The organism is Brevibacterium senegalense (assembly GCF_000285835.1).
In the GTDB taxonomy this organism is placed as follows: domain Bacteria; phylum Actinomycetota; class Actinomycetes; order Actinomycetales; family Brevibacteriaceae; genus Brevibacterium; species Brevibacterium senegalense.
Map to the genome: position 1 here is coordinate 229520 of NZ_HE978603.1, position 20996 is coordinate 250515.

Annotated in this window: 21 protein-coding genes; 11 read left to right on the plus strand and 10 right to left on the minus strand. The window is 68.9% G+C overall.

The window, feature by feature from the left end:
• Positions 1–10: 10 nt before the first annotated feature.
• Complete coding sequence (locus HGBR_RS08780) at positions 11–1081, minus strand: FecCD family ABC transporter permease (RefSeq protein ID WP_019158967.1); 1071 nt, start codon at positions 1079–1081, stop codon at positions 11–13.
• Between the two features lie 86 nt (positions 1082–1167).
• Entirely contained in the window at positions 1168–2211 is a 1044-nt protein-coding gene (locus HGBR_RS08785; protein ID WP_019158968.1) for an ABC transporter substrate-binding protein, read from the minus strand.
• Positions 2212–2715: 504 nt separating this feature from the next.
• Here HGBR_RS08785 and HGBR_RS08790 point away from each other — a divergent pair.
• Positions 2716–3246: a hypothetical protein gene (locus tag HGBR_RS08790; RefSeq protein ID WP_019158969.1), complete on the plus strand. Its 531-nt coding sequence runs from the start codon at positions 2716–2718 to the stop codon at positions 3244–3246.
• A 109-nt stretch (positions 3247–3355) separates the two neighbouring features.
• Positions 3356–3877, plus strand: coding sequence for a PH domain-containing protein (locus tag HGBR_RS08795; RefSeq protein ID WP_161601856.1), 522 nt, complete (start codon positions 3356–3358; stop codon positions 3875–3877).
• 90 nt (positions 3878–3967) lie between these two features.
• On the opposite strand, the gene HGBR_RS08800 is transcribed toward HGBR_RS08795, so the two are convergent.
• The 5 genes from HGBR_RS08800 to cysK all read right to left on the minus strand — a co-directional run bounded on the left by HGBR_RS08800 (position 3968) and on the right by cysK (position 7792).
• Entirely contained in the window at positions 3968–4930 is a 963-nt protein-coding gene (locus HGBR_RS08800) for an aldo/keto reductase (protein WP_026077461.1), read from the minus strand.
• A gap of 75 nt (positions 4931–5005) precedes the next feature.
• Complete coding sequence (locus HGBR_RS08805; RefSeq protein WP_147522401.1) at positions 5006–5242, minus strand: hypothetical protein; 237 nt, start codon at positions 5240–5242, stop codon at positions 5006–5008.
• Positions 5243–5294: 52 nt separating this feature from the next.
• Positions 5295–6026, minus strand: a complete 732-nt coding sequence (locus tag HGBR_RS08810; protein ID WP_147522402.1) for a hypothetical protein — start codon at positions 6024–6026, stop codon at positions 5295–5297.
• A 174-nt stretch (positions 6027–6200) separates the two neighbouring features.
• Positions 6201–6863, minus strand: a complete 663-nt coding sequence (cysE, locus tag HGBR_RS08815) for a serine O-acetyltransferase (protein WP_019158974.1) — start codon at positions 6861–6863, stop codon at positions 6201–6203.
• Positions 6863–7792: a cysteine synthase A gene (cysK, locus tag HGBR_RS08820; RefSeq protein WP_019158975.1), complete on the minus strand. Its 930-nt coding sequence runs from the start codon at positions 7790–7792 to the stop codon at positions 6863–6865. Before cysK ends, cysE begins: the two co-directional genes overlap by 1 nt.
• 443 nt (positions 7793–8235) lie before the next feature.
• Between cysK and HGBR_RS08825 the strand changes: the two genes are divergently transcribed.
• Positions 8236–8994: a cysteine hydrolase family protein gene (locus HGBR_RS08825; RefSeq protein WP_019158976.1), complete on the plus strand. Its 759-nt coding sequence runs from the start codon at positions 8236–8238 to the stop codon at positions 8992–8994.
• 65 nt (positions 8995–9059) lie between these two features.
• Here the strand turns inward: HGBR_RS08825 and HGBR_RS08830 are convergent, their stop codons facing one another.
• Positions 9060–9770 carry a LysE family translocator gene (locus tag HGBR_RS08830; RefSeq protein WP_019158977.1) on the minus strand — a complete coding sequence of 237 codons (711 nt, stop codon included), beginning with the start codon at positions 9768–9770 and terminating at the stop codon, positions 9060–9062.
• A gap of 81 nt (positions 9771–9851) precedes the next feature.
• Here HGBR_RS08830 and HGBR_RS08835 point away from each other — a divergent pair, with 81 nt between their 5' ends.
• From HGBR_RS08835 to HGBR_RS08855, 5 genes are all read left to right on the plus strand, one after another.
• A complete protein-coding gene (locus HGBR_RS08835) occupies positions 9852–10301 on the plus strand; it encodes an Lrp/AsnC family transcriptional regulator (protein WP_019158978.1) in 450 nt (149 codons plus the stop codon).
• Between the two features lie 24 nt (positions 10302–10325).
• Positions 10326–10925 (plus strand): peptide deformylase, encoded by a 600-nt coding sequence (gene def / locus HGBR_RS08840; protein ID WP_019158979.1) that lies wholly within the window; start codon positions 10326–10328, stop codon positions 10923–10925.
• Positions 10922–11149 (plus strand): hypothetical protein, encoded by a 228-nt coding sequence (locus tag HGBR_RS08845; RefSeq protein ID WP_019158980.1) that lies wholly within the window; start codon positions 10922–10924, stop codon positions 11147–11149. The genes def and HGBR_RS08845 overlap by 4 nt, the downstream gene beginning before the upstream one ends.
• A 70-nt stretch (positions 11150–11219) precedes the next feature.
• The gene (locus tag HGBR_RS17220; RefSeq protein ID WP_019158981.1) at positions 11220–12752 is read left to right on the plus strand and encodes a class I adenylate-forming enzyme family protein; all 1533 of its coding nucleotides are present in this window, start codon (positions 11220–11222) and stop codon (positions 12750–12752) included.
• Positions 12753–12894: 142 nt separating this feature from the next.
• On the plus strand, positions 12895–14700 hold the full coding sequence (locus tag HGBR_RS08855; protein WP_026077462.1) for a BCCT family transporter: 1806 nt from the start codon (positions 12895–12897) through the stop codon (positions 14698–14700).
• 86 nt (positions 14701–14786) lie between these two features.
• On the opposite strand, the gene HGBR_RS08860 is transcribed toward HGBR_RS08855, so the two are convergent.
• Complete coding sequence (locus HGBR_RS08860; protein ID WP_026077463.1) at positions 14787–16823, minus strand: BCCT family transporter; 2037 nt, start codon at positions 16821–16823, stop codon at positions 14787–14789.
• 329 nt (positions 16824–17152) lie between these two features.
• On the opposite strand from HGBR_RS08860, the gene HGBR_RS08865 reads away from it, so the two are divergent.
• Positions 17153–17920, plus strand: coding sequence for an isocitrate lyase/PEP mutase family protein (locus HGBR_RS08865; RefSeq protein WP_019158984.1), 768 nt, complete (start codon positions 17153–17155; stop codon positions 17918–17920).
• A gap of 128 nt (positions 17921–18048) precedes the next feature.
• Here the strand turns inward: HGBR_RS08865 and HGBR_RS08870 are convergent, their stop codons facing one another.
• Positions 18049–18720: a TetR/AcrR family transcriptional regulator gene (locus tag HGBR_RS08870; protein WP_019158985.1), complete on the minus strand. Its 672-nt coding sequence runs from the start codon at positions 18718–18720 to the stop codon at positions 18049–18051.
• 85 nt (positions 18721–18805) lie between these two features.
• Here HGBR_RS08870 and HGBR_RS17225 point away from each other — a divergent pair, with 85 nt between their 5' ends.
• Together HGBR_RS17225 and HGBR_RS08880 are read left to right on the plus strand one after the other, a co-directional pair.
• On the plus strand, positions 18806–20200 hold the full coding sequence (locus HGBR_RS17225) for a flavin-containing monooxygenase (protein WP_019158986.1): 1395 nt from the start codon (positions 18806–18808) through the stop codon (positions 20198–20200).
• A partial coding sequence (locus HGBR_RS08880) for an SDR family NAD(P)-dependent oxidoreductase (protein WP_040364916.1) occupies positions 20197–20996 on the plus strand: 800 nt, incomplete at its 3' end. The genes HGBR_RS17225 and HGBR_RS08880, both read left to right, overlap by 4 nt.

Here is a 20996-nt window from a genome sequence, read left to right on the forward strand (position 1 = left end):
CGCGTTCGCTTCACAGGGCACGCACCTTCATGCGACGGACGACGACGATGAAGAAGGGGGCTCCCACCAGCGCGGTCACGATACCGACCTCCAGCTCCTCCGGACGGGCGATGACGCGACCCACCACATCGGAGATCGTCAGCAGCACCGCACCGGTGACGGCGGACAGGGGCAGCAGCCAGCGGTGGTCGGGGCCGTAGACCATGCGGCACAGGTGCGGGACGACCAGGCCGATGAAGGCGATCGGGCCGGCCACGGCCGTCGCTCCCCCGCACAGCAGGACCGCCCCCACTCCCGCGATGATGCGCGTGCGCTCGACCTTGACCCCCAGTCCGCGGGCCATCTCATCGCCCAGTGCCAGCGAGTCCAGCCCGCGCGCGCTGATGAGGGCCAAGAGGAAGCCAACAAGCAGGAAGGGAGCCACCCGGGCGATCGTGTCGAACGCGGCGCCGCCCACGCCGCCGATCTGCCAGAAGCGGAACGAGTCCATGACTTCGACGCGCGGGAGGATGACCGCGGAGACGAGCGAGCTGAGCGCGATCGAGGTCGCAGCCCCTGCGAGCGCCAGCTTGAGCGGGGTCGCACCGCCCCGCCCCAGGGAGCCCACCAGGTAGACGAAGACGGCGGTGACGGCTGCGCCCAGCAGCGCGACCCAGATGTACGCGTACGGGCTGGTCATGCCGAAGAAGGACATGCCGATGACGACGAAGAGCGCGGCACCGTTGTTGATGCCGAAGATGCCGGGGTCGGCCAGCGGGTTACGGCTGATGCCCTGCAGCAGTGCTCCGGACACGCCCAGCGCTGCGCCCACGACGGCGGCGAGCACGGTGCGGGGGACGCGCTGGGCGACCGCGGCCTCGGCGAGGGTCTCCTGCGAGCCGGACACACCGGCGACGATGTCCGCCCACGTCACCCCGCGGGCGCCGAAGGCGACGGACGCGACGGCGGCCAGCACGAGCGCGACCGCGAGGACGAGCAGCGCGACTGCGCGCACGGACCACGACCGCGTGCGGCCCGTCAGTGCCGGCGGTGCGGCCGGGATGATGGGCGGAGCGGTCGGAGGGGCTGCGGGTGTGCTCATGCTGTGTCCGGTGGGATGTGGACGGTCGCGGTCCCGGTGATCAGCCGGGCCGTCGCACGCGGCGACGGCCCGGCTGATCACGGGGATCAGTCCTGGGTGGCCTTCGCAGCGGCCCCGTCGAGCAGCTCGAGGTAGGCGTCCATGTACTCCGTGTCGATGTTGAGCGGCGAAGGGTTCGAGGCCGCGGCCTCCGGCGCGTTCTCCGGCAGCCAGGCGACCGAGTCGCGCTCGACGGCGGGCAGCTTGCCCAGCAGCGGGTCGTCCTGCAGGGTCGCCTTCTGGGCGTTGTCCTCCGCGACGATGAGGACGTCGACGTCCGCGAAGGTGTCCGCGGCGGTCTCCGAGCTCTCCGAGCCCATGAACTGCTCGTTGCCCTCCGAAGCCTTCGTGACGGCCTCGGGGATCTCCATGCCGATCTCCGGCAGGAACTGGACGCGCGGATCGTGGACGGTGAAGAAGCCCAGCGTGCTGGTGTCCTGCGAGTCCGCGTACGCCCACATCGCCGAGGTCCCGGCCAGGTGCTCGTAGTCGCCCACCTTCTCCTCGAGGATCGCCTCGTTCTCCTCGATGAGCGCCTGGCCCTCCTTCTCGAGGCCCAGCCCCTTCGCGTCCTGGGCGATCGTCTCCTGCCACGTGGTGCCCCACGGGGTTTCCGGGTAGGCGACGACCGGCGCGATCTGGGAGAGGGTGTCGTACTCCTCCTGCGTGATCCCGGAGTAACCGGCCAGGATGACGTCCGGCTCCGAGGCCGCGATGGACTCGAAATCGATGCCGTCGGTGAAGTCGTAGGTATCGGGCATCTCCGCGCCCATCTCCTCGATCTCGTCCTCGACCCACGGGAGGATGCCGTTGCCGTCGTCGTCGCCGTAGGTGGCGGCCTCCATGATGACCGGGACGACGCCCAGGGCCAGCGCGGCCTCGTGGTTGCCCCACGCGACGGTCGCGACGCGCTCGGGCTTCTCCTCGATGACGGTCTCGCCGAACGCGTGCTCGACGGTGATGGGGAAGGCGCCGTCGCCGGATGCTGCGGAGGTGTCGCCGCCGGACTCTGGTCCCCCGCTGCCGCAGGCGGTGAGGACGAGGGCGGTAGCGGCCGTGACGGCGGCGAGCGCGGAGCGCGTGGTGCGCATGGAGGGGTTCTCCTCTGGACGATGTGACTCTTGGACTGAATGCGTGTGGTTCCGCGGGACGATCAGGCGACTGGTGCCGAGTGGTCGGCAGGTGCCGGTCGTCCCGCTGGCACCGTGCGCGTGCACGGTGCTGAGGAAGCATATCGCATCGAGATAGGCAGTCCTTACCTATATCAGGCACTGGTAGCCATGGCGATGTCGCTCACCTTCGGAGCACTGCCCTGAGCCTGTGGGACGGTTACGTGTAGGGCACGTGTCTCTATAGGGCACTTATCTCGCGAACTTCGTGCGAGCATTCCTGTACTTCGCACGCGTCGTTCGCGGGCTGCCCAGGCACTGCACCTTGATCGCACTTCTCTCGTGTTATGCGTGCGAGCATTCTTGTACTTCGCGAATCTCGTGCGCGGGTGGCAGGGACGTCCAGCCCCACCCGCCGCCCGAATGGCGCCGAATGGGAACAGGACGGACGCTCCACGAGCGCTCGTGCCATGCCACGATTCCGGTATGAACGATCTGGGACCGGTGACACAGAACCTGGGGTCGATGCGTCAGACGAGCATCGGCCGCTGGACGATCGGTGTGTCGATCGCACTGGGGGTCGTCGCTCTGCTGTTCACAGCATTGAGTGTCTTCGTGATGGTCCTGGGGCTCACGTTCATCGACCTGATCGCGCTCGGCATCTTCGGTGTGCTCCTCGTCCTCGCGGGCGTCGCCGTCATGGTCTTCTCGATCGCCATGATCATCCAGGTCACCGGCACGACCGCGCAGATCCACGCGCACGGACTGGCACTGGGTCAGAGCTGGTTCCGGAAGGCGACGGTGCCGTGGGGCGAGGTCGTGCGCATCGATCCGCCCACCAGCGGAGCCACGTTGATCCGGTGCGACTTCGTCCTGCGGTCCGGCGCGCGCGTCTGCGCCGACCGCCTCCGGCTCAAGCCCGTCGTGGGTGCGGCGGGTCGCTACGTGAATCACCCTGACGTGCAGACCGTCCTGGACCACTATGCCGCCTGGCAGCGGGCGAACGGCGAAGCGTGAAGGCCCTGAGTCCCCGAGCAGGGACACGACGACGGCGGGCGGAGCGTGAGGGCTCCGCCCGCCGTCCGCTCCGCCCTGCCACGATGGGGACATGATGGACATGGGCCCCGTGATTCAGGATCTCGGATCGTTCCGGAAGACCGACGTCGGTCGTGCCCGGATGCTCGTCGTCATCCCCCTGTGCATCGTCGCGCTCGCCTTCTTCGGGATGTGCGCCCTCGTCGTCATCAGCATGCTCATGGGTTCCTACGGCATCGGCGAGACCATCTCCGCGCTGCTCCTGTACAGCCTCCCGGGGTTGATCTTCGTGGGTTTCGCCGTTGCGTTGGCGGTCGGGCTGAGCCGCCCGAAGGCGACGATCCACCCGCATGGGATCACTCTCCAGCAGGTCTTCTTCCGCACGGGCCAGGTCCTCTGGCGCGACATCGCTCGCATTCACGTTCCCGGAGAATTCTCGCGCTGGGCGACCTGCGACATCGAACTGCACACCGGACGGCGCATCCGCGCGGACCGCCTGTGCCTCAGGTCGAAGCGCGGACCGGGCGGCGAGCTGATCCCCCACCCGGACCTGCAGATCGTGCTGTTGCACCTCGCAGCCTGGAGACGTGCGCACGGACGCGCCGGGTCATGAGTGACACCCACGACCCGGCGCGCGCCCGGTGATTCGACCGCGGACAGACCGCTCAGCGGCAGGCAGACGTCCGAGCGATACCCCGCCGGCTCAGCGGAAGCCGGCGGACACCTCGTCCAGTGCGGCCACCTCATCCGCCGTCAGCTCCAGCGCCGTCGCGGCGAAGAGCTGGTCCAGCTGCGCGGTGCTCGTCGCTGCGGCCAGGGGTGCGGCGATCTTGCCATCGGCCATCGCCCAGGCCAGCGCCACGGACGCGGCGTCAGTCCCGTGCGCAGCGGCGACCTCGTCCAGCACTCCCACGATCCGCAGGCCGTCCTCGTTGAGGTACCGCTCGACGGCACCGGCTCGTGCACGGCCCTCCAGGTCCGCCGCCGTCCGGTACTTGCCGGACAGGAATCCGCCCGCCAGCACCTGGTACGGGAACACGGACATGCCGTGATTCTGCGCCGCCTCGCGCAAACCGCTCTCGTACTCGCGGGACACCAGGGAGTAGCGAGGCTGCAGCGCGACCGGAAGTGCGAAGCCGTTCTCCTGCGACACCGCGAACCACTCGTCGATCGCCTGAGGGGTGAAATTCGACAGGCCGATGGCCCGGACCTTGCCGGCCTTCACCAACGCGTCGAACGCGCGAGCGCTCTCGACGATCGGAGTCTCGTCGTCCTGGTAGTGCGCGTAGTAGAGGTCGATGTGGTCCGTCTGCAGGCGCTCAAGCGACTCGTCCGCAGCGACCGCGATGTTCTGGGGCGACAGTCCCTCGCGTCCCGGCTTCGCAGCGACCTTCGTCGCCACGACGATGTCGTCCCGCTGCCCGCGCGACGACAGCCACTGGCCGATGACTGTCTCCGATTCGCCGCCGGAGTTCCCGTCCACCCAGAACGAGTACATGTCCGCGGTGTCGAGGAAGTTGCCTCCCCGCTCCACGAATCCGTCGAGCACCTCGTGGTACTCCGCAGGCTCCGCCGGGTTGTTGAAGGTGTTGGTCCCCAGACCCAGCGGGAAGATGCGCAGATCGGAAGCGCCGATGTGGATCGATTCAGTGGCGGCGTGTGTCAACGTGTCCCCTTCGTAGGTCGCGGCTGCGCGGATTCGCCCGCGCATCGTCCGGACGGAACCCGCGTGTGACGCAGGTTATTCCGTCGGCCCGGACGCGACCGCATGGCGAAGATCGTCGAAAGCGCCGTCGATGTCACCGTCTGCGCACGTCATCGCAGTGAGCACGGCTTCCTTGCTCCACTCGTCGAATGCACTGTCGCGCGCCTTCGGCCACCACGCCTCACGGATGAACCGCCAGTCGCCGTCATGCTTGTCCCACACCACGATCCCCACAACGCGGGAATCGTCGTGATCCCCGAAGGTGAGCATCACTTCAGCGGCGTACCCGCCGCGCCACCACCATCGGCCGAAGACCCATCCCTCGTCATCGTCGAGACGGAATCCAGCCCGTCTCCTCCGTGAACTCCCACCAGAGCTCATCACGTCCAGGGACGACCGCAGTGGCGATTCCCGTACTCGGTTTCCTCAGTTCGAAACCGTCGTCGGCCGTCCAATCCAATCGACCGCAGTGGCAATCGTCCAGCAGCTCAGTGACCAGAGCGCGCCCGGTCGACCGGAACTCGTCAAGCAGCCGGCCGTCGGGATCGTCCGGCCACTCCACCAGATCCGCGCCGAATGCCAATCCTTCGTAGAACGTCCTCAGTCGATTCAGCTCGTTGCTCTCCGGGTACCCGTCACCGTCGAGAAGCAGGACGAGGTCTTCCCAGCTCATAACTACTCCGGACACCTCCCGGCTGATGTCCCCCATGCGACCACGAGGAACGAGGAAGACGTCGGCGTAATCCTCGCTTCTCTGCGCTCGCGTCAACTGGGCCCACAATTTGAGCTCGACGCTGAACTGTTCGTCGTCCACGAAAAACCTGATGTCGGCTCGCCCGCCGTCTTCGTCCGAGAATTGCCGTTCGAGCACCACAGCTGAATCGTGCAGATCCCCACGTCCCAGAACCGCCAAGAACCGCCATCGGTTCTCGCCCTGCTCCAGCCAGTCGATCAATGCGTTCTCGAGGAACCTCTCGTTCCTGCTGCGGTCTGCATCTCCATACGTGTCGCGAACCAGCTGTGCGGCCCATGCACCCGATCGTGCTCCCTCGCTCATAGCAGCACTGTTGCACACGCATGTCGACCGCACATTCGTCCTTCTCGATACGGAGCAGGACGTCGACCATTCCCCGCATTCGTCGCCACGCCACCAACACGAAAGGGGCGCCCGCGGTCCCCCGCGAGCGCCCCTTCTGAACGCATCAGGCAGCCACCAGCCGCCCTCAACCCCTCAGATCCACAGCGCCGGATCCGTCAGCACGCCCTCCGGCGTGGGGTGCCCCTCGTCGTCGACAGGACGCGAGGCCGGGAACTTCACGACCGCGGGCACGCCCACGGCCGTGCCGCCGGCGGCCACGTCCTTGACGACGACGGCGTTCGCGCCCACGGCCGCGTTCGCGCCGATCTCCACGGGTCCGATGATCTTCGCCCCGGCGCCCACCACGACGTTGTCTCGCAGCGTGGGGTGGCGCTTCTCCTGCTTCATCGACCGGCCGCCCAGCGTCACCTGGTGGTACAGCATGACGTCGTCGCCGATCTCCGAGGTCTCCCCGATCACCACACCGTTCGCGTGGTCGATGAAGAACCGCCGGCCGATGACCGCACCGGGGTGAATCTCGACACCGGTGAGCGTGCGGACGATCTGGGACAGCAGCCGCGCGGGCGCCTGCCCCGCGTCGTACTGATTCAGCCGGTGCAGGGCGCGGTGGGCCCAGATCGCGTGCAAGCCGGGGTACGACAGCGCGATGACGAGGTCATTGCGCGCGGCCGGATCGCGCAGACGTGCGGTGTCCAGGTCCTCGCGGAGCGTCTCCCGCACCACCGGGCGCGACAGCCCGTAGGCCGCCGCGCCCGCCAGTGCGAGCGAGCCGATGAGTCCGAGGCGAGTGCGCATCAGGAATCCATGTACTCCGAGAACAGCGGCGTCGTCAGGTAGCGCTCACCGAAGTCGGGGAGGATGACGACGATGCGCTTGCCCTGGAACTCCGGGCGAGAGCCCACGGCCTCGGCCGCGACGATCGCAGCACCGGAGGAGATGCCCACCAGCAGGCCCTCGTCCTTCGCGACCTGACGAGCCGTGGTGAACGCGTCCTCGTTCTCGACGGTGACGACCTCGTCGTAGATGTCCTGGTCCAGGACCTCGGGCACGAAGTTGGCGCCCAGTCCCTGGATCATGTGCGGGCCGGCCTCGCCGCTCGACAGCAGCGGGGAGGCGGCGGGCTCGACGGCGACGATGTGCGCGTCCACGCCCGCGGACTTGAAGGCGCGGCCCACACCGGTGATGGTGCCGCCGGTGCCGATCCCGGAGACGAATGCGTCGACCTTGCCGTCCGTGTCCGCGATGATCTCCGGACCCGTGGTCGCCTCGTGGATGGCGGCGTTCGCCTCGTTCGCGAACTGGCGGACCAGGACGGCGCCCTCGTCAGCCAGCGACTCCGCCTTCTCCACCGCGCCGCGCATGCCGTCGGCCTTGGGCGTGAGCTCCAGGGTCGCGCCGAACGCGCGCAGCAGTGCGCGGCGCTCCTTCGACATGGACTCCGGCATCGTGAGGATGACCGTGTAGCCGCGGGCCGCGCCCACCATGGCCAGGGCGATTCCGGTGTTGCCGGAGGTCGCCTCGACGATCGTGCCGCCCGGCTTCAGCTGGCCGGACTTCTCCGCCGCGTCGATCATCGCGACGCCGATCCGGTCCTTGACGGAGTTCGCGGGGTTCGCGCCTTCGAGCTTCGCGACGATCTCTGCGCCGCTGCGCTCACTGGCCTTGTTGAGGCGCACCAGCGGGGTGCCGCCCACGATCTGCGTGACGTCGGAGTGAATGGTCATGCTGTGCCTTCCGTTCCCGTCCGGCCCGCCTCTGCACGGGCGACCGGACTGCGCTTCTGAGAATCGAATCGCGAGGAGCGGACAGCCTGCGGCGCGCCCGATTCCTCGACCACACACCAGCCAATGGCTTCAGCTGCTGAATCATTTCGGTATCAACGATCCTAACCAACCGCGCGGGCACGGTTATTCCCGTCGTCCGCAGGTCGGACACGGAGCAGAAGAACCCCGCCGCCGAGGCCGGGGCCGGCTCCCGGCCCCACTCACCCCAGCTGTGCCTCGAGTCAGTCGCGGCGGACCGTGCGCACACGGTTCACGTCACATTCCGTCACCGTTCGTCACGACATGACGCTCCGAGTCCTGCGGGGCGCAGGGGGTACCTAGCATCGGGCCGCAGAGCATGTCATACGACGACACGTCATTCATCGCTGAACCGAAGGAGCACCATGACCCAGGCCTCCGTCCTCACGCAGCCGCGGACCACCCCGCTGGAGCCGACCGAGCTCCCCGAGTCGTTTCGCGGGATCCTTCCGGCCACGAACCACGCTGCGCTGCCACCAATGGCCGACCACTGGAAGCAGCTCGACCTGCGCGAGATCCTGTCGCGACCGGCCGCGTTCATCTCGATCGGCCAGTCGAACTCCGTCTACCGCCCCGGCGGCGTGCAGTACGGCGAGGGCCACGCGTTCCGCGGCAACCTCGACGCGACGGTGCGCTCGGCGACCGCCGCACGGGCGGCGGGCGACTTCGACTTCACCTGGGTCGGCTACTCCCTCTTCCGCTCGCAGTACCCTCAGACGGACTTCGACCGCGTGCAGTACGCGTCGTGGACGGACGAGATCGGCGCGACGCAGGAGCAGATCGACTGGGACAACACCCTCGTCGAGGAACTGCAGGCGATCCGCGAGCCCGGCGACAAGGAGCTCTTCGAGACGGCGCTGCAGAGCTGGTTCGTGGGCACGGATCTGCCGGGGACGCTCGCACGCAAACGGATCGAGGTCCTGGTCTTCACGGGCGTCCACGTCGACTGGTGCATCGAGGGGAATGTGCGGGCGGCCCGTGACAATGGCCTGCTGCCGATCGTCATCGGTGATGCGTGCGGAGCACAGCGCCCCGAGCAGGAGGCGGCCACTTTCGACCGCATCAACCGCTTCTTCGCGCCCGTCATCTCCTCGGATCTGTTCGTCGACCTCGTGCGGCGCTGAGATCCTCACCCCAGCATTCGCCCACCGAGGCCGGGGCCGGCTCCCGGCACCGGTCTCGGTAGGTCTCACCCCAGGTGCAGCAGCGGCTCCACGATGACGACCAGTCCCAGCACGATCATGACGAGGCCCGAGGCCGCGGTCACCGCGGTGGCGGCCCGCGGACGCGACAGGAGGAGTGCACCCGCTCCGTGCGCCACACCCAGGTAGAGGACGCCGCATGTGGCGACGTGGATGAGGCCCAGGATCAGCAGCTGCGCGGTGTCCGTCAGTGGTGAGGACTGGGAGACGAACTGCGGCACCAGCGTGAGGAACATGAGATAGACCTTGGGGTTCAGCAGGCTGACGCTGGCACCCTGCGCGACGGTCGCGGCCTTGGACGGCTGGACGGTCGTGCGCTGACGCACCGCCACTCCCCCGGCACCCGAGCCGGCGGGCTGGGGGTCGGCGTCCTCGACAGCGGCGGCAACGACCTCGGCGGTGGTGCGCCCGCGGCGCTCCTCGAGGACGCCGTGCAGCGCGGAGGTGCCCAGCTTGAGGAGCACGAGCCCGCCGCAGATGCCGATGACGATCGAGATCCACTGGTGGGTGGCGACGAGTGCGGCGAGGCCCAGAGCGGTCGCGACCGCGATGATGAGGTGGCCCACGACCATGCCCAGAACAGCCTGGTTGCCGCGGCGGCGGAGGCCGGCGGAGATGAGGTAGGCCCAGTCGGCGCCGGGGACGGAGGCCAGGAGCGCGATGACCACCCAGTAGGCGGCGAGCAGTGTCAGATCCATACGGGAAGACTAAGGATCGGGACGCGAAATGTGCTCCGCATTCTCTTGCCATCTGCGGTCATCAGCTGAAGAATTATCGCCATGGACGCACTTGATCGGGAGATTCTCTCCCTCCTGCAGGACGATGGCCGCGCGACGATGACGGAGATCGCCGGACAGGTGGGGCTGAGCCTCTCCGCGTGCCATCGCCGCTTCCGCGATCTGGAGGCGGACGGGGTCATCCGAGGCTTCCACGCGGAACTGGACTTCGACAAGCTGGGACGGTCGTTCCGCGCGCTCGTGTTCGTGACGATGGAGACCAGCGAGCACGCGGGGATCACGGATTTCGAGGAGAGGATCGCGGCGATTCCGGAGGTCGTGCAGGCGCAGCGGCTGTTCGGCTCCCCGGACTACCAGCTCTACATCGCGACCGCATCGATGCAGTCGTACCAGGAGCTCTTCGACTCCACGCTGTCGCAGCTGCCCGGCGTGCGACGCATGCAGTCGACGCTCGTCATGAAGACGGTCGTCGAGCCGCGCGCTCCCCTGTGAACGCGCCCCGTTAGGATTCAGCGCATGACCGTTCACCCCATCGTCGTCTACGGAGAGCCCGCCCTGCACCGCGTCGCGGACAGGGTGACAGAGTTCGATGACGAGCTGCGCACGCTCGTCGCGGACATGTTCGAGACCCTCGCCGCCTCCAACGGAGTCGGCCTGGCCGCCCCGCAGATCGGGGTGGGCAAGCAGATCTTCGTGTACGACGCGGATGACGACTACGCGCAGGTGCGCCGGCGGGGCGTCTTCATCAACCCGGTGCTCGTGGGGTCGAAGGTGCCGGACAGCCGCCCGCACCCGGACCACGATTCCGAGGGGTGCCTGTCCGTGCCCGGGCTGGACTTCCCGCTCAACCGCAGCGCGAAGGTGACGATCAACGGAGTCGACGAGACCGGTGCGGTCGTCTCGCTGACCGTCGAGGGATGGTTCGCCCGCATCATGCAGCACGAGTACGACCACCTGCAGGGCACCCTCTACGTCGACCGCCTGCAGGACAAGTGGAAGCGCCGTTGGAAGCGGGAGCAGAAGGCGGAGGGCTACAACGTTCCCGGCATCAGCTGGCTGCCGGGAACGGATCCGGACCCGTTCGGTCACGGCGAGGACGACGAGGGCGACGAATGAGCGAGGGCGAGGCGCGGGAGTTCACCGTCGACGGCGAGACCTTCCTCGTCACCGCGGAGCCCCGCAGCCAGTACCGGTTCGACTGGGTGTCCGGCCCCAATCCCGACTACGGGTTCGTCTCGAGCATCTACCCGCAGGGGCACATGACGGACGAGCAGATCATCGCGAGCATCCACGACTTCCTGGCGGAGATCGACCCGGAGACCGGCTACCTGGCGGACTGACGCCGCTCCCCCACGCGATACTCTGACTCCCGTCGCGCCACCGCTGTCGTCACACCCGAGGAGTCACGTCATGCTTCCCATCGATGCCTTCGATCGGGCCTTCCAGCTGCACCCCGATCGCGAGGCCCTCGTCGACGCCGGCGGATCCGTCACCTTCGCGCAGCTGAGGGACACCAGTGACGCGGTCGCCCGCGGTCTGCAGGGGCTGGGCGTGGAGGACTCCGGCATCGTCGGCATCTACTCCCCCAACCGGTCTCGCGTCTTCGAGATCATCGTGGGGATCCTGCGCCGCGGCGCCACGTGGAACCCCATCAGTGCGACGAACACCCCGTCGTCCAACCACGACCTGCTGCGGCGAGCGGGCACGTCTGTCGTCTTCGTCGATCCGACGTACCACCACCTGGTCGACGGGCTGCGTGAGCAGTTGCCACACCTCACCCTCATCTCGATGGACGAGCAGGGACCGTGCGACAGCAGCTGGGACGCATTCCTGTCCGGCGGCCGGGACTTCCCCGCGTGGGCGAACGCGCAGGGCGAGCCGCAGCGCCCTTTCATGATCATCGGCACCGGCGGGACGACCGGACAGCCCAAACTCGTCGTCGAACCCGTCCGCGTCTGGAACGCGATGATGCGCGTCTTCGAAACGAGCATGCCCACCGGCCCCTCCGCCCGGCAGCTCGTCACCGCGCCGGCCACGCACGCCGCCGGCATCGTCGCGCTGCTGGCCTCTGCTTGCGGGCAGCCCATCCATTTCCACGACGGCTTCAACGCCGCGGCCGTTCTCGACTCCCTCCAGGACGACCGGATCACGACCCTGTTCCTGCCGCCCACCGCGTTCTACGACCTCATCGACGAGCAGCTGCGCAGCCCCCGCGACACGTCCGCGCTGGAGAGCCTGCTCATCGCCGCCGCACCCATCTCGCCGGAGCGCCTGGCCCAGGGGGCGGAGCTCTTCGGCTGGGCCGTCTCCCAGTGCTTCGGCCAGGTCGAAGCGCCCATGTTCGTCGCGTTCCAGACGCCGGAGGACATCCGCACCGCGGTCCTCGAGGGCGACGATGACCTGCTGCGCAGCTGCGGCCAGGTCACCCCGGTCGTCTCCGTCACGATCCAGGACGCGGCGGGTAACCTCCTGCCCCACGGCGAGTCGGGTGAGATCTGCGTGCGCGGCGAACTCGTGGCCGACGGCTACCTGGGCAACCCGGACGCGACAGCGGAGGCCCAGCGCGACGGCTGGCTGCACACGGGTGATGTGGGCGTGCTGCACGCGTCCGGCCACCTGCAGATCCGCGACCGCCTCAAGGACATGATCATCACCGGCGGCTTCAACGTCTATGCCGCCGAGGTCGAGGCCGTCCTCCTCCAGCACCCGCAGGTCGCCCGCGCGGCCGTCATCGGCGTCCCGGACGACCGCTGGGGTGAGCGCGTCGTCGCCGTAGTCGTCCCACAGGACGGCTTCGACGACGCCGAGGCCCTGGTCGCCTTCGCGAAGGAGGCCCTGGGATCTGTGAAAGCGCCCAAGGAGATCCGCTGGGCGACTGCCCTCCCCCAGACCCCCGTGGGCAAGGTCAACAAGGTCGCCCTGCGCAGCAGGGAAGGCGCCTGAGCACGCCCGGGAGCCACCTGAGACCTAACCGTTACCCACAACTCACTCACCAGGGCGAACACCCCTCATACGCCGTCGTCGCACCCCGCCCGACCAGCGGTTTCGGTTGTCCACGTCCGCCTGCTGTGCAACCGTTGGCACCATGTTGACTCGACTGCACGACCGCCTGCGCCTGCGCACCACTCCTGCGGTGTTCTTCGGCGCAGCCGGTGTGATCATCCTCTTCGTCATCGCCACGATCGTCTTCACGGAGCCGCTGTCCCAGGCGACGGGCGCGGCCTCCCAGTGGCTCATGGTGAACCTGGGCTGGTTCTACATCCTGGGCGTCACCCTGTTCCTCATCTTCCTCATCTACATCGCGGCCAGCCGGTTCGGCCGTGTGAAGCTGGGGCCGGACGACGAGAAGCCGGAGCATTCCAACCTCACGTGGTTCGGCATGCTCTTCGCCGCCGGCATCGGCTCGATCCTCATGTTCTGGGGCGTCGCGGAGCCGGTGAGCCACTTCGGCGATCCGCCGCGGGCCGGTGCCCTGGGCATCGAGCCCGAGTCCGGTGCCGCCGCCGTCGACGCGCTCAACTTCGCGCTCTACCACTTCACGTTCCACACGTGGGCGATCTTCACGCTGCCCGCCTTGGGCTTCGCGTACTTCATCCACAAGCGGAACCTGCCCCCGCGGGTCTCCTCGATCTTCCAGCCCATCCTGGGCAAGCGGATCCACGGCCCCATCGGCAAGTTCATCGACATCGTCGCGATCATCGGCACCGCGTTCGGTGTGGCCGTGTCGATCGGTCTGGGCGTCCTCCAGATCAACGGCGGCCTCGAGCAGCTGTTCGGCATCCCGCAGAACGCGGGCTGGCAGCTCGTCATCATCGGCGTCGTCACCGGCATCGCGATGATCTCCGTGGGCGTGGGGCTGGAGCGCGGCATCAAAGTGCTGTCGAACGTCAACATCGTGAGCGCCATCGCGCTGCTGCTGTTCGTCCTGGTCGCCGGAGGCGCGACGCTCTTCATGCTCAAGGGCACGATCGAGTCCTTCGGCTCCTACCTCTACAACCTGCCGGAGCTCGCGTTCTGGAACGACACCTTCGCGGACTCCGGCTGGCAGAACACGTGGACCGTCTTCTACTGGGCGTGGACCATCACGTGGTCGCCGTTCGTGGGCATCTTCATCGCCCGCATCTCCCGCGGTCGCACGATCCGCCAGTTCGTCATCGGCGTGCTGGCCGTCCCCTCGATGTTCTCCGTCATCTGGTTCGGCATCTTCGGCTACGCCGCGCTCAACATCGAGCTCAACGGCGAGGGCGGGCTGGTCGAGCGCGTCGTGGACGACGGAGACATCCCGGGCGCGCTCTTCGAGCTGCTGTCCCACTACCCGGCCGCCTGGATCGTGTCCGTCATCGCGATCATCGTCGTCATCATCTTCTTCATCACGTCGCTGGATTCCGCCGCCCTCATCATCGACACGATGGCGAACGGCCACGAGGACTACAACCCGCTGGGCCAGCGCCTGTTCTGGGCGCTGGCGGTGGGCCTCATCACCGCGACCCTGCTCGTGTTCTCCGGCGAGGGCGGGCTGGAAGCGCTCCAGTCCATCAGCATCCTCATCGGCCTGCCGTTCTTCATCATCGCGTTCTTCCAGATGTACGCGCTGCACCGCGCCCTGCGGGAGGACGCGGGCGAGCTGCCGCCCATGCGCACGCGCGAGTGGCGCAAGGTGCTGCCGCCGGAGGAGACGATCCGCCGCATGCGCATCGACGACGACAAGTACGACTACGACGATCCGGCCGACACCGTCACCCGCCCGCAGCCGGCGACCCAGGTCCCGGTCATGCGCGGCATGTACGAGGAACCGCCCACGGGGAAGCCGGTGGGCCCCGCCCGCAAGCGGGACTCGACGCTGGCCGGCCGCACCGGCAGCCGCAGGCTGCCCCCGCGGCAGGAGGACTGACCTCCCCGCCGACACCGTCACCCCACGACCGCCGAGGCCGCAGCTGGATCCCAGCTGCGGCCTCGGCGTCGGTGTGGAGACTCAGGTCACGGGCGAGACGAATCACCCTCCCCCTGGTGGGCGGTATCGTCCGGCGCCGGCCCACCCGCGCCTGCGCCGTCGTGGCCGGAGTCGCCGAGAGCCGATCCCGCAGGCGCAGAATCATCCGCCGGGGCCATTCCGTTGGCTCCGGACTCCTGCACCATCTCCACATACTGCTGGGAGGCCTCGAACTCCTCCGTGTCGAAGTACTCCCCCGCCAGCGGATCCTCGCTGGGCTGGGTGCCGATCGGCCGACCGGAGTCGGAGTCGAACTCGAGGTTCCCGGAACTGAGCGGCCGGTAGGACACGATCGCGGCCTCGGCGGAGTCTCCCCCAGGCCGCCGGTCGGGCTCGAACCCGCCCAAGGAGGCGGACATGCCGCGCAGACCGCGGACCTCGCGGCGCAGGCGGGCGGAGAGGGACTCGTCAGGGGTGCCGCCACCGGCAGTGGTCTCGGAGTCCGGGGTGACGACCGGGGCGGGGGTCTCGGCCGCGATGACCTGGATGTACTCCGGCATGCGGGCGACGTCGTGGCGGAACGCCCGGTAGAGGGAGATGCAGGCAAGCACCAGGATGATCGAGAACGGCGCCGCTGTGGACACCGCCACCGTCTGCAGGGCGGTGAGCGCCGCATCACCTCCTACGACCAGCAGCACGGCGGCCGCCAGACCCTCGAGGATCGCCCAGAAGACGCGGGTCGCCTTGGGCGTGTCCACCTTGCCGCCGCAGGCCAGCATGTCGATGACGAGCGAGCCGGAGTCGGATGAGGTAACGAAGAAGAACACGACGACGATGATCGCGGTGACGCTGAGGATCGCACCCACGGGCAGAGTGCCGAAGAACTCGAACAGCGAGGTCGTGCTGTCGACTCCGTCGCTCACGTCCATCTGCCCGTCGGCAGTCGCCTTCATCGCGGACTCGCCGAAGATCGTGAACCACACAAGGCTCGCCGCGGTGGGCGCCAGCAGCACGCCCAGGACGAACTCGCGGATCGTGCGGCCGCGGGAGATGCGCGCGATGAACATGCCCACGAAGGGCGCCCAGCTGGTCCACCAGCCCCAGTAACCGATCGTCCAGGCTGCCTCCCACCCGTCCGTCGACCACGCTCCGGTGTGCAGGGTGGTGAAGGGCAGCTGGCTGATGTAGGAACCCAGGTTCTCCGGGATCGCCTTGAGCAGGAAGATGGTGGGGCCGATGAGGAAGACGACGAGCGCCAGCATCGCGGCGATCGACATGTTGATGTTCGACAGCCACTTGAGGCCCTTGTGGACGCCCGACAGCACGGACCACAGTGCGATCGCGGTCACGACGGCGATGATGCCGATGATGAGCCCGGACGAGCTCTCCGCCCAGCCCAGGAACTCGAGGCCCGCGACGATCTGACTGACGCCGAACCCGAAGGAGGTGGCGACGCCGAACAGCGTGCCGATGATCGCGATCGAGTCGATCGTGTGGCCCATCCACCCCTCGACGCGCTTGCGGCCGATGAGCGGCTCCAGCAACCACCGGACCGCCAGCGGGCGGCCCCGCCGGAAGGTCATGTAAGCGATGCCCAGCCCCACGACGGCGTAGATGCCCCACGGGTGCAGGCCCCACTGCAGCATCATGAGGCCCACGGAGTCCTGGGCGGCGCCGATCGACAGCGGCTCGTTCTCGAATGCCTCGGGCGGGAGGACGTAGTTGCTGAGAGGTTCCGCGACACCGAAGAAGACGAGGCCGATCCCCATGCCCGCACTGAAAAGCATCATGAACCAGGAGAAGACGCTGAACTCCGGCCGCTCATCGTCGCGGCCCAGCCGGATCCGGCCGATCCGGGTGAAGGCGCAGAAGAGCACGAAGATGAGGAAGAAGTTCACGGCGATGACGTACCACCAGCCCACGCCGTCCGTGATCGCTGCGTTGAGGACCGCCGTCAGGTCCTCCGCCTGTCGGCGGAAGACGAGCACGAGGCCGATGAGGCCCACGATGACCGCCGCGGCGGGGATGAAGACGGGTTTGAGGATGACGGAACCGGCGGTGGGTTCCCCTTCTGCAGGGGCCACCGGAGTCTGAGGCGGCTGCGCGTCGACAGACATGAGTCTCTGCTTTCGAGTCGGGTCACTGGTCCGACATCCGCCTGCCGCTGGTGAGCGGATCGGAGGACGCCCATGCGCAAGTGTTTCACATCACACGCCCTGCGCCGGGGCACGCGCCTGCGGTCGTCGGTTCACGTGGGGAGGCCGCGTTCCGGGTCCGTGACCGGCCGCTCCGGCCCTGACGGCCACGGCCCCGGAATGCCGCCGGTTCCGCAGCCGTTCCCCTGGCAGGCGACGGTCGGTACGGTCGTCGCAGGGCACGGACGCCCCGTGCGCACCGACGGTGGAGGAGAGTCATGTCAGACGTTCAGAAGAAGGCCGCGACATTCGCTCAGGCGCACGAGTCGGGGGACCTGCTGGTCCTCCCCACCGTGTGGGACGCCTGGTCCGCCCGGCTCGCGGAGTCCGCCGGATTCCAGGGGCTCACGGTGGGCAGCCACCCCGTGGGCGACGCGCTGGGCCCCGGTGACGGGGAGGCGATGAACTTCAACGACTACATGCGGGCGACGACGCGCATCGTCACCGCCGTCGACCTGCCGGTGAGCGTCGACGTGGAGTCCGGCTACGGCATGGCCGCCACCGAGCTCGTTCAGCGCGTCCTGGAGACCGGCGCCGTGGGCATCAATATCGAGGACACCGTCCGCCGTGAGAACGGACGGATGCGCGACCGCGAGGAGCACGCCCAGTACATCGCGGACGCCCGCGCGGCCGCGGACCAGGCCGGCGTCGACCTCGTCATCAACGGTCGCACCGACGCGCTGGTCCACGGGACGACGCTCTACGAGGATCCGCTGGCGGAGGCCGTCGAGCGCGTCAAGCTCCTCGAGCAGGCCGGCGCCCGCAGCGTCTACCCCGTGGGGCTGCCGGATGGCCAGTCCGCCGCTGCGGTCGTCGCCGCCGTGAGCGTCCCGGTCAACGTGACCGCCCACCCGGTCGACGGTGCGAAGGCCGGCTCCCTGGCGGAACTGCGCCAGCTGGGTGTCCGTCGCGTCTCCTTCGGCCCGCTGTGGCAGGCGGCCCTGGCAGAGACGAGCAGGCAGCAGCTGGCCGCCTGGGCGAGCTGACGGCCCCTCACCCACACCGCCGAGGCCGCAGCTGGAGCGCAGCTGCGGCCTCGGCGGCCCAGTGGTCCCTTCCCCGAGCGACGACCTGGAACAGGTCCATCACCTGCTGCACCAACAGGCCTCTCCGATCACGCTCCCGGCTGCACCGCGCCGTCGATGAGCAGGTACAGGTGCCTGCGGAAGCGGTCCGTCATGTCCGGGCTCGTCGCGACACGACGGGTTCCGGACGCGTCGACGAATCCGGCGCGGCTGAAGGAATGCGTGGACCAGACGATCGAGTAGACGAGCATCTCGAGGTCGACATCCGCCCCGATGCCGGCGCGGTCGAGCATGCCGCGGACGTCCTCGGCCACCCGTGCCACGAGCGGCCCCGCGAACGCGGTGACGATCTCGTCGACACCCTCACCCGCCGGATCATCGCCCTCGCCCGCCTGACCGTCGTCATCCAGCCACCGGCGCATCCACAGGGCGGGGACCTCCGGGTGCGCGAGGCAGAAGTCGAGGTACGCGTCGACGAATCGGTGCAGTGCAGTCCGGGTCGCATCCGGTGTCGGCTCGACACCCGCCACACTGTCGAGCGCCTGAACGACAGCCTCCGCCTGGGCCGCATGCGCACGCCGCATGACCTCGCGGTAGAGATCGGCCTTGCCGCCCACGTGATAGGCGATCGTGCCGATGTTGAACCCGGCCGCGTCGCCGATCGCCCGGGTGCTCGTGGCCTGATAGCCGCGGTGTGCGAAGAGCTCGGTCGCGGCGGCGATGATGCGCTCGCGGCTGGGGGTGGCATGGGAGTCGGACACCCGCCCACCCTATAGCGCCACACCCCTTGACACCCTCTCAATCAAACGATTGAATGAACCGCACGCACTGCTCCGAAGGAGAAGCATGAAGCGCTCACCCACCGTCATCGTCATCGGCGCCGGCGCCGCGGGCCTCACCGCCGCGAAGTCACTGCTCGATGAGGGCATCGACGTCACCGTCCTCGAACGGGGAAGCCGCCCCGGCGGGCTCTGGACCGCCGATGATTCGGCCGCGCCCTCCCCCGCCTACGGGTCCCTCCACCTCAACACGAGCAGGGGCCGCACCGAGTTCGCGGACTTCCCCATGCCCGCTGACTGGCCGGACTACCCCGCCGCCGCGACTATCGCGGGCTACCTCCAGGACTACGCGGACACGTTCGGCGTGACCCCCGCGATCCGCTTCGGCGCCGAGGTCACCCGCGTGGAGCGCACCGGTGAGGGGTGGAGCGTGACGGTGGACGGCCTCGGCGGCGGTGAGGTCCTCGCAGCGGATGCCGTCGTCGTGGCCAACGGCCACAACTGGTGCCCGCGGTGGCCGGATCCCGGCCCGCCGGGAACGTTCCTGGGCACCCACATGCACGCCCGCGACTTCACCGGCGCCGCGCAGTTCACGGGCAAGCGGGTGATGGTCGTCGGGATGGGCAACTCCGCGATGGACATCGCGGTCGACGCGTCGCACGTCGCCGCCGCACCGGTGCTGCTGTCCGCCCGCCACGGCGTGCACGTCGTGCCGAAGTACCTGTTCGGGAAGCCGTCCGACGCGACCGGTGCGCGACTCGCGGCCCTGCCGTGGCGGATCCGCCAGCGGATCGCGCAGACAATGCTGCGGCTCGCGGTGGGGACGCCGCAGTCGTACGGACTGCCGGTTCCGTCGCAGGGCCTGTTCCAGACCCACCCGACGATCAGCGACACGATCCACCACCGGCTCACGCACGGCGAGATCGTCCCCCGGCCGGGCATCGAGCGGTTCTCCGGGAACACCGTCCACTTCACGGACGGCACCGCCGACGAGGTCGACACCATCGTGTGGGCGACCGGCTACCGGGTGAGCCTCCCGTTCCTCGACCGCCGCTGGACCGGCGGCGATCCGGAGCGGATGCCGCTGTACGAGCGCGTCTTCCACCTCGAGGACCCCACGCTCAGCTTCGTCGGCCTCATGCAGTCCACCGGTGCCGCGCTGCCGGTCGTGGAGGCGCAGTCGAAGCTCGTCGCCGCCCACCTGTCCGGCCGCTACGCGCTGCCCACGCGTGCGGAGCAGCAGCGGAGGGTGTCGCGGAGGTTCGCCGCGGCCGTCGACCGCTGGGGCGACGCGCGCCCCATGATGCGCATCGACTTCGACGACTACGTGCGGGCGCTGCCGCGGGAGATCGCCGCCGGTGCCACCCGTGCCCGTCGCCGGGGCGATGGACCCGCGGGCGGCCTGCGTGACACGGCCGCCTTCACCGTCGCGGCAGCGCCCACCCCGGAGGCCGTCCAATGAGGCGCTCACCGGTGGGGATGCGGGTGCTCATCACCGGGGCCTCCGGCACCATCGGCAGCGCATTGGGGAGGCGGCTGGCCGCGGAAGGCGCGCACGTCGTCGGCCTCGACCTCACCCCGCGCGGTGACGAGGGCTTCACGGTGCTGTCCTGCGACATCACGGACGACGACTCCGTGACCGCCGCCGTCACCCGGGCACTCGAGGTCCTGGGCGGGCTCGACGCGCTCGTGAACAACGCCGGCGTGGGCGGTCCGGCACCTGCGGAGCTCTCCCCGGGCACCGAGGTCCGCCGCCAGCTCGAGATCAACCTCCTCGGCACGTGGCGGGTGAGCGCCGCGTGCGTCGATGCGCTCGTCGCGGCCCGCGGCCGCATCATCATGGTGGCGTCCCGGATGGCCGTCATGCAGCTGCCGCTGGCCGCCGCGTACGGTGCGTCGAAGCGGGCGATGACCGCGTATGCGGATGCGCTGCGGCAGGAACTGGGGACCCATGTGACCGTCACGTCGGTCTACCCGTCCGCTGTGCGCAGCCCCATCCACGATTCGACGGCGGCCGCCGGCCTGTCGCTCGAGGGAATGAGCACGTACGAGCCGCTCGACGGGGTCCTCGCCGCGATCGAGACGACGCTGCTCGCCGCCCGGCCGCGGCGCGACGTGCCCACCACCCGCAGAGGTGCCGTCGAGTTCTTCCTCGCCCGCCACCTCCCGGCCGTCACCGATCGGATCGTGCAGCGGACGCTCGCGGGCCGGGTGCGCTCCGGCGCGTTCACCGGCGCGGATCTGGCCGCACGGGTGGT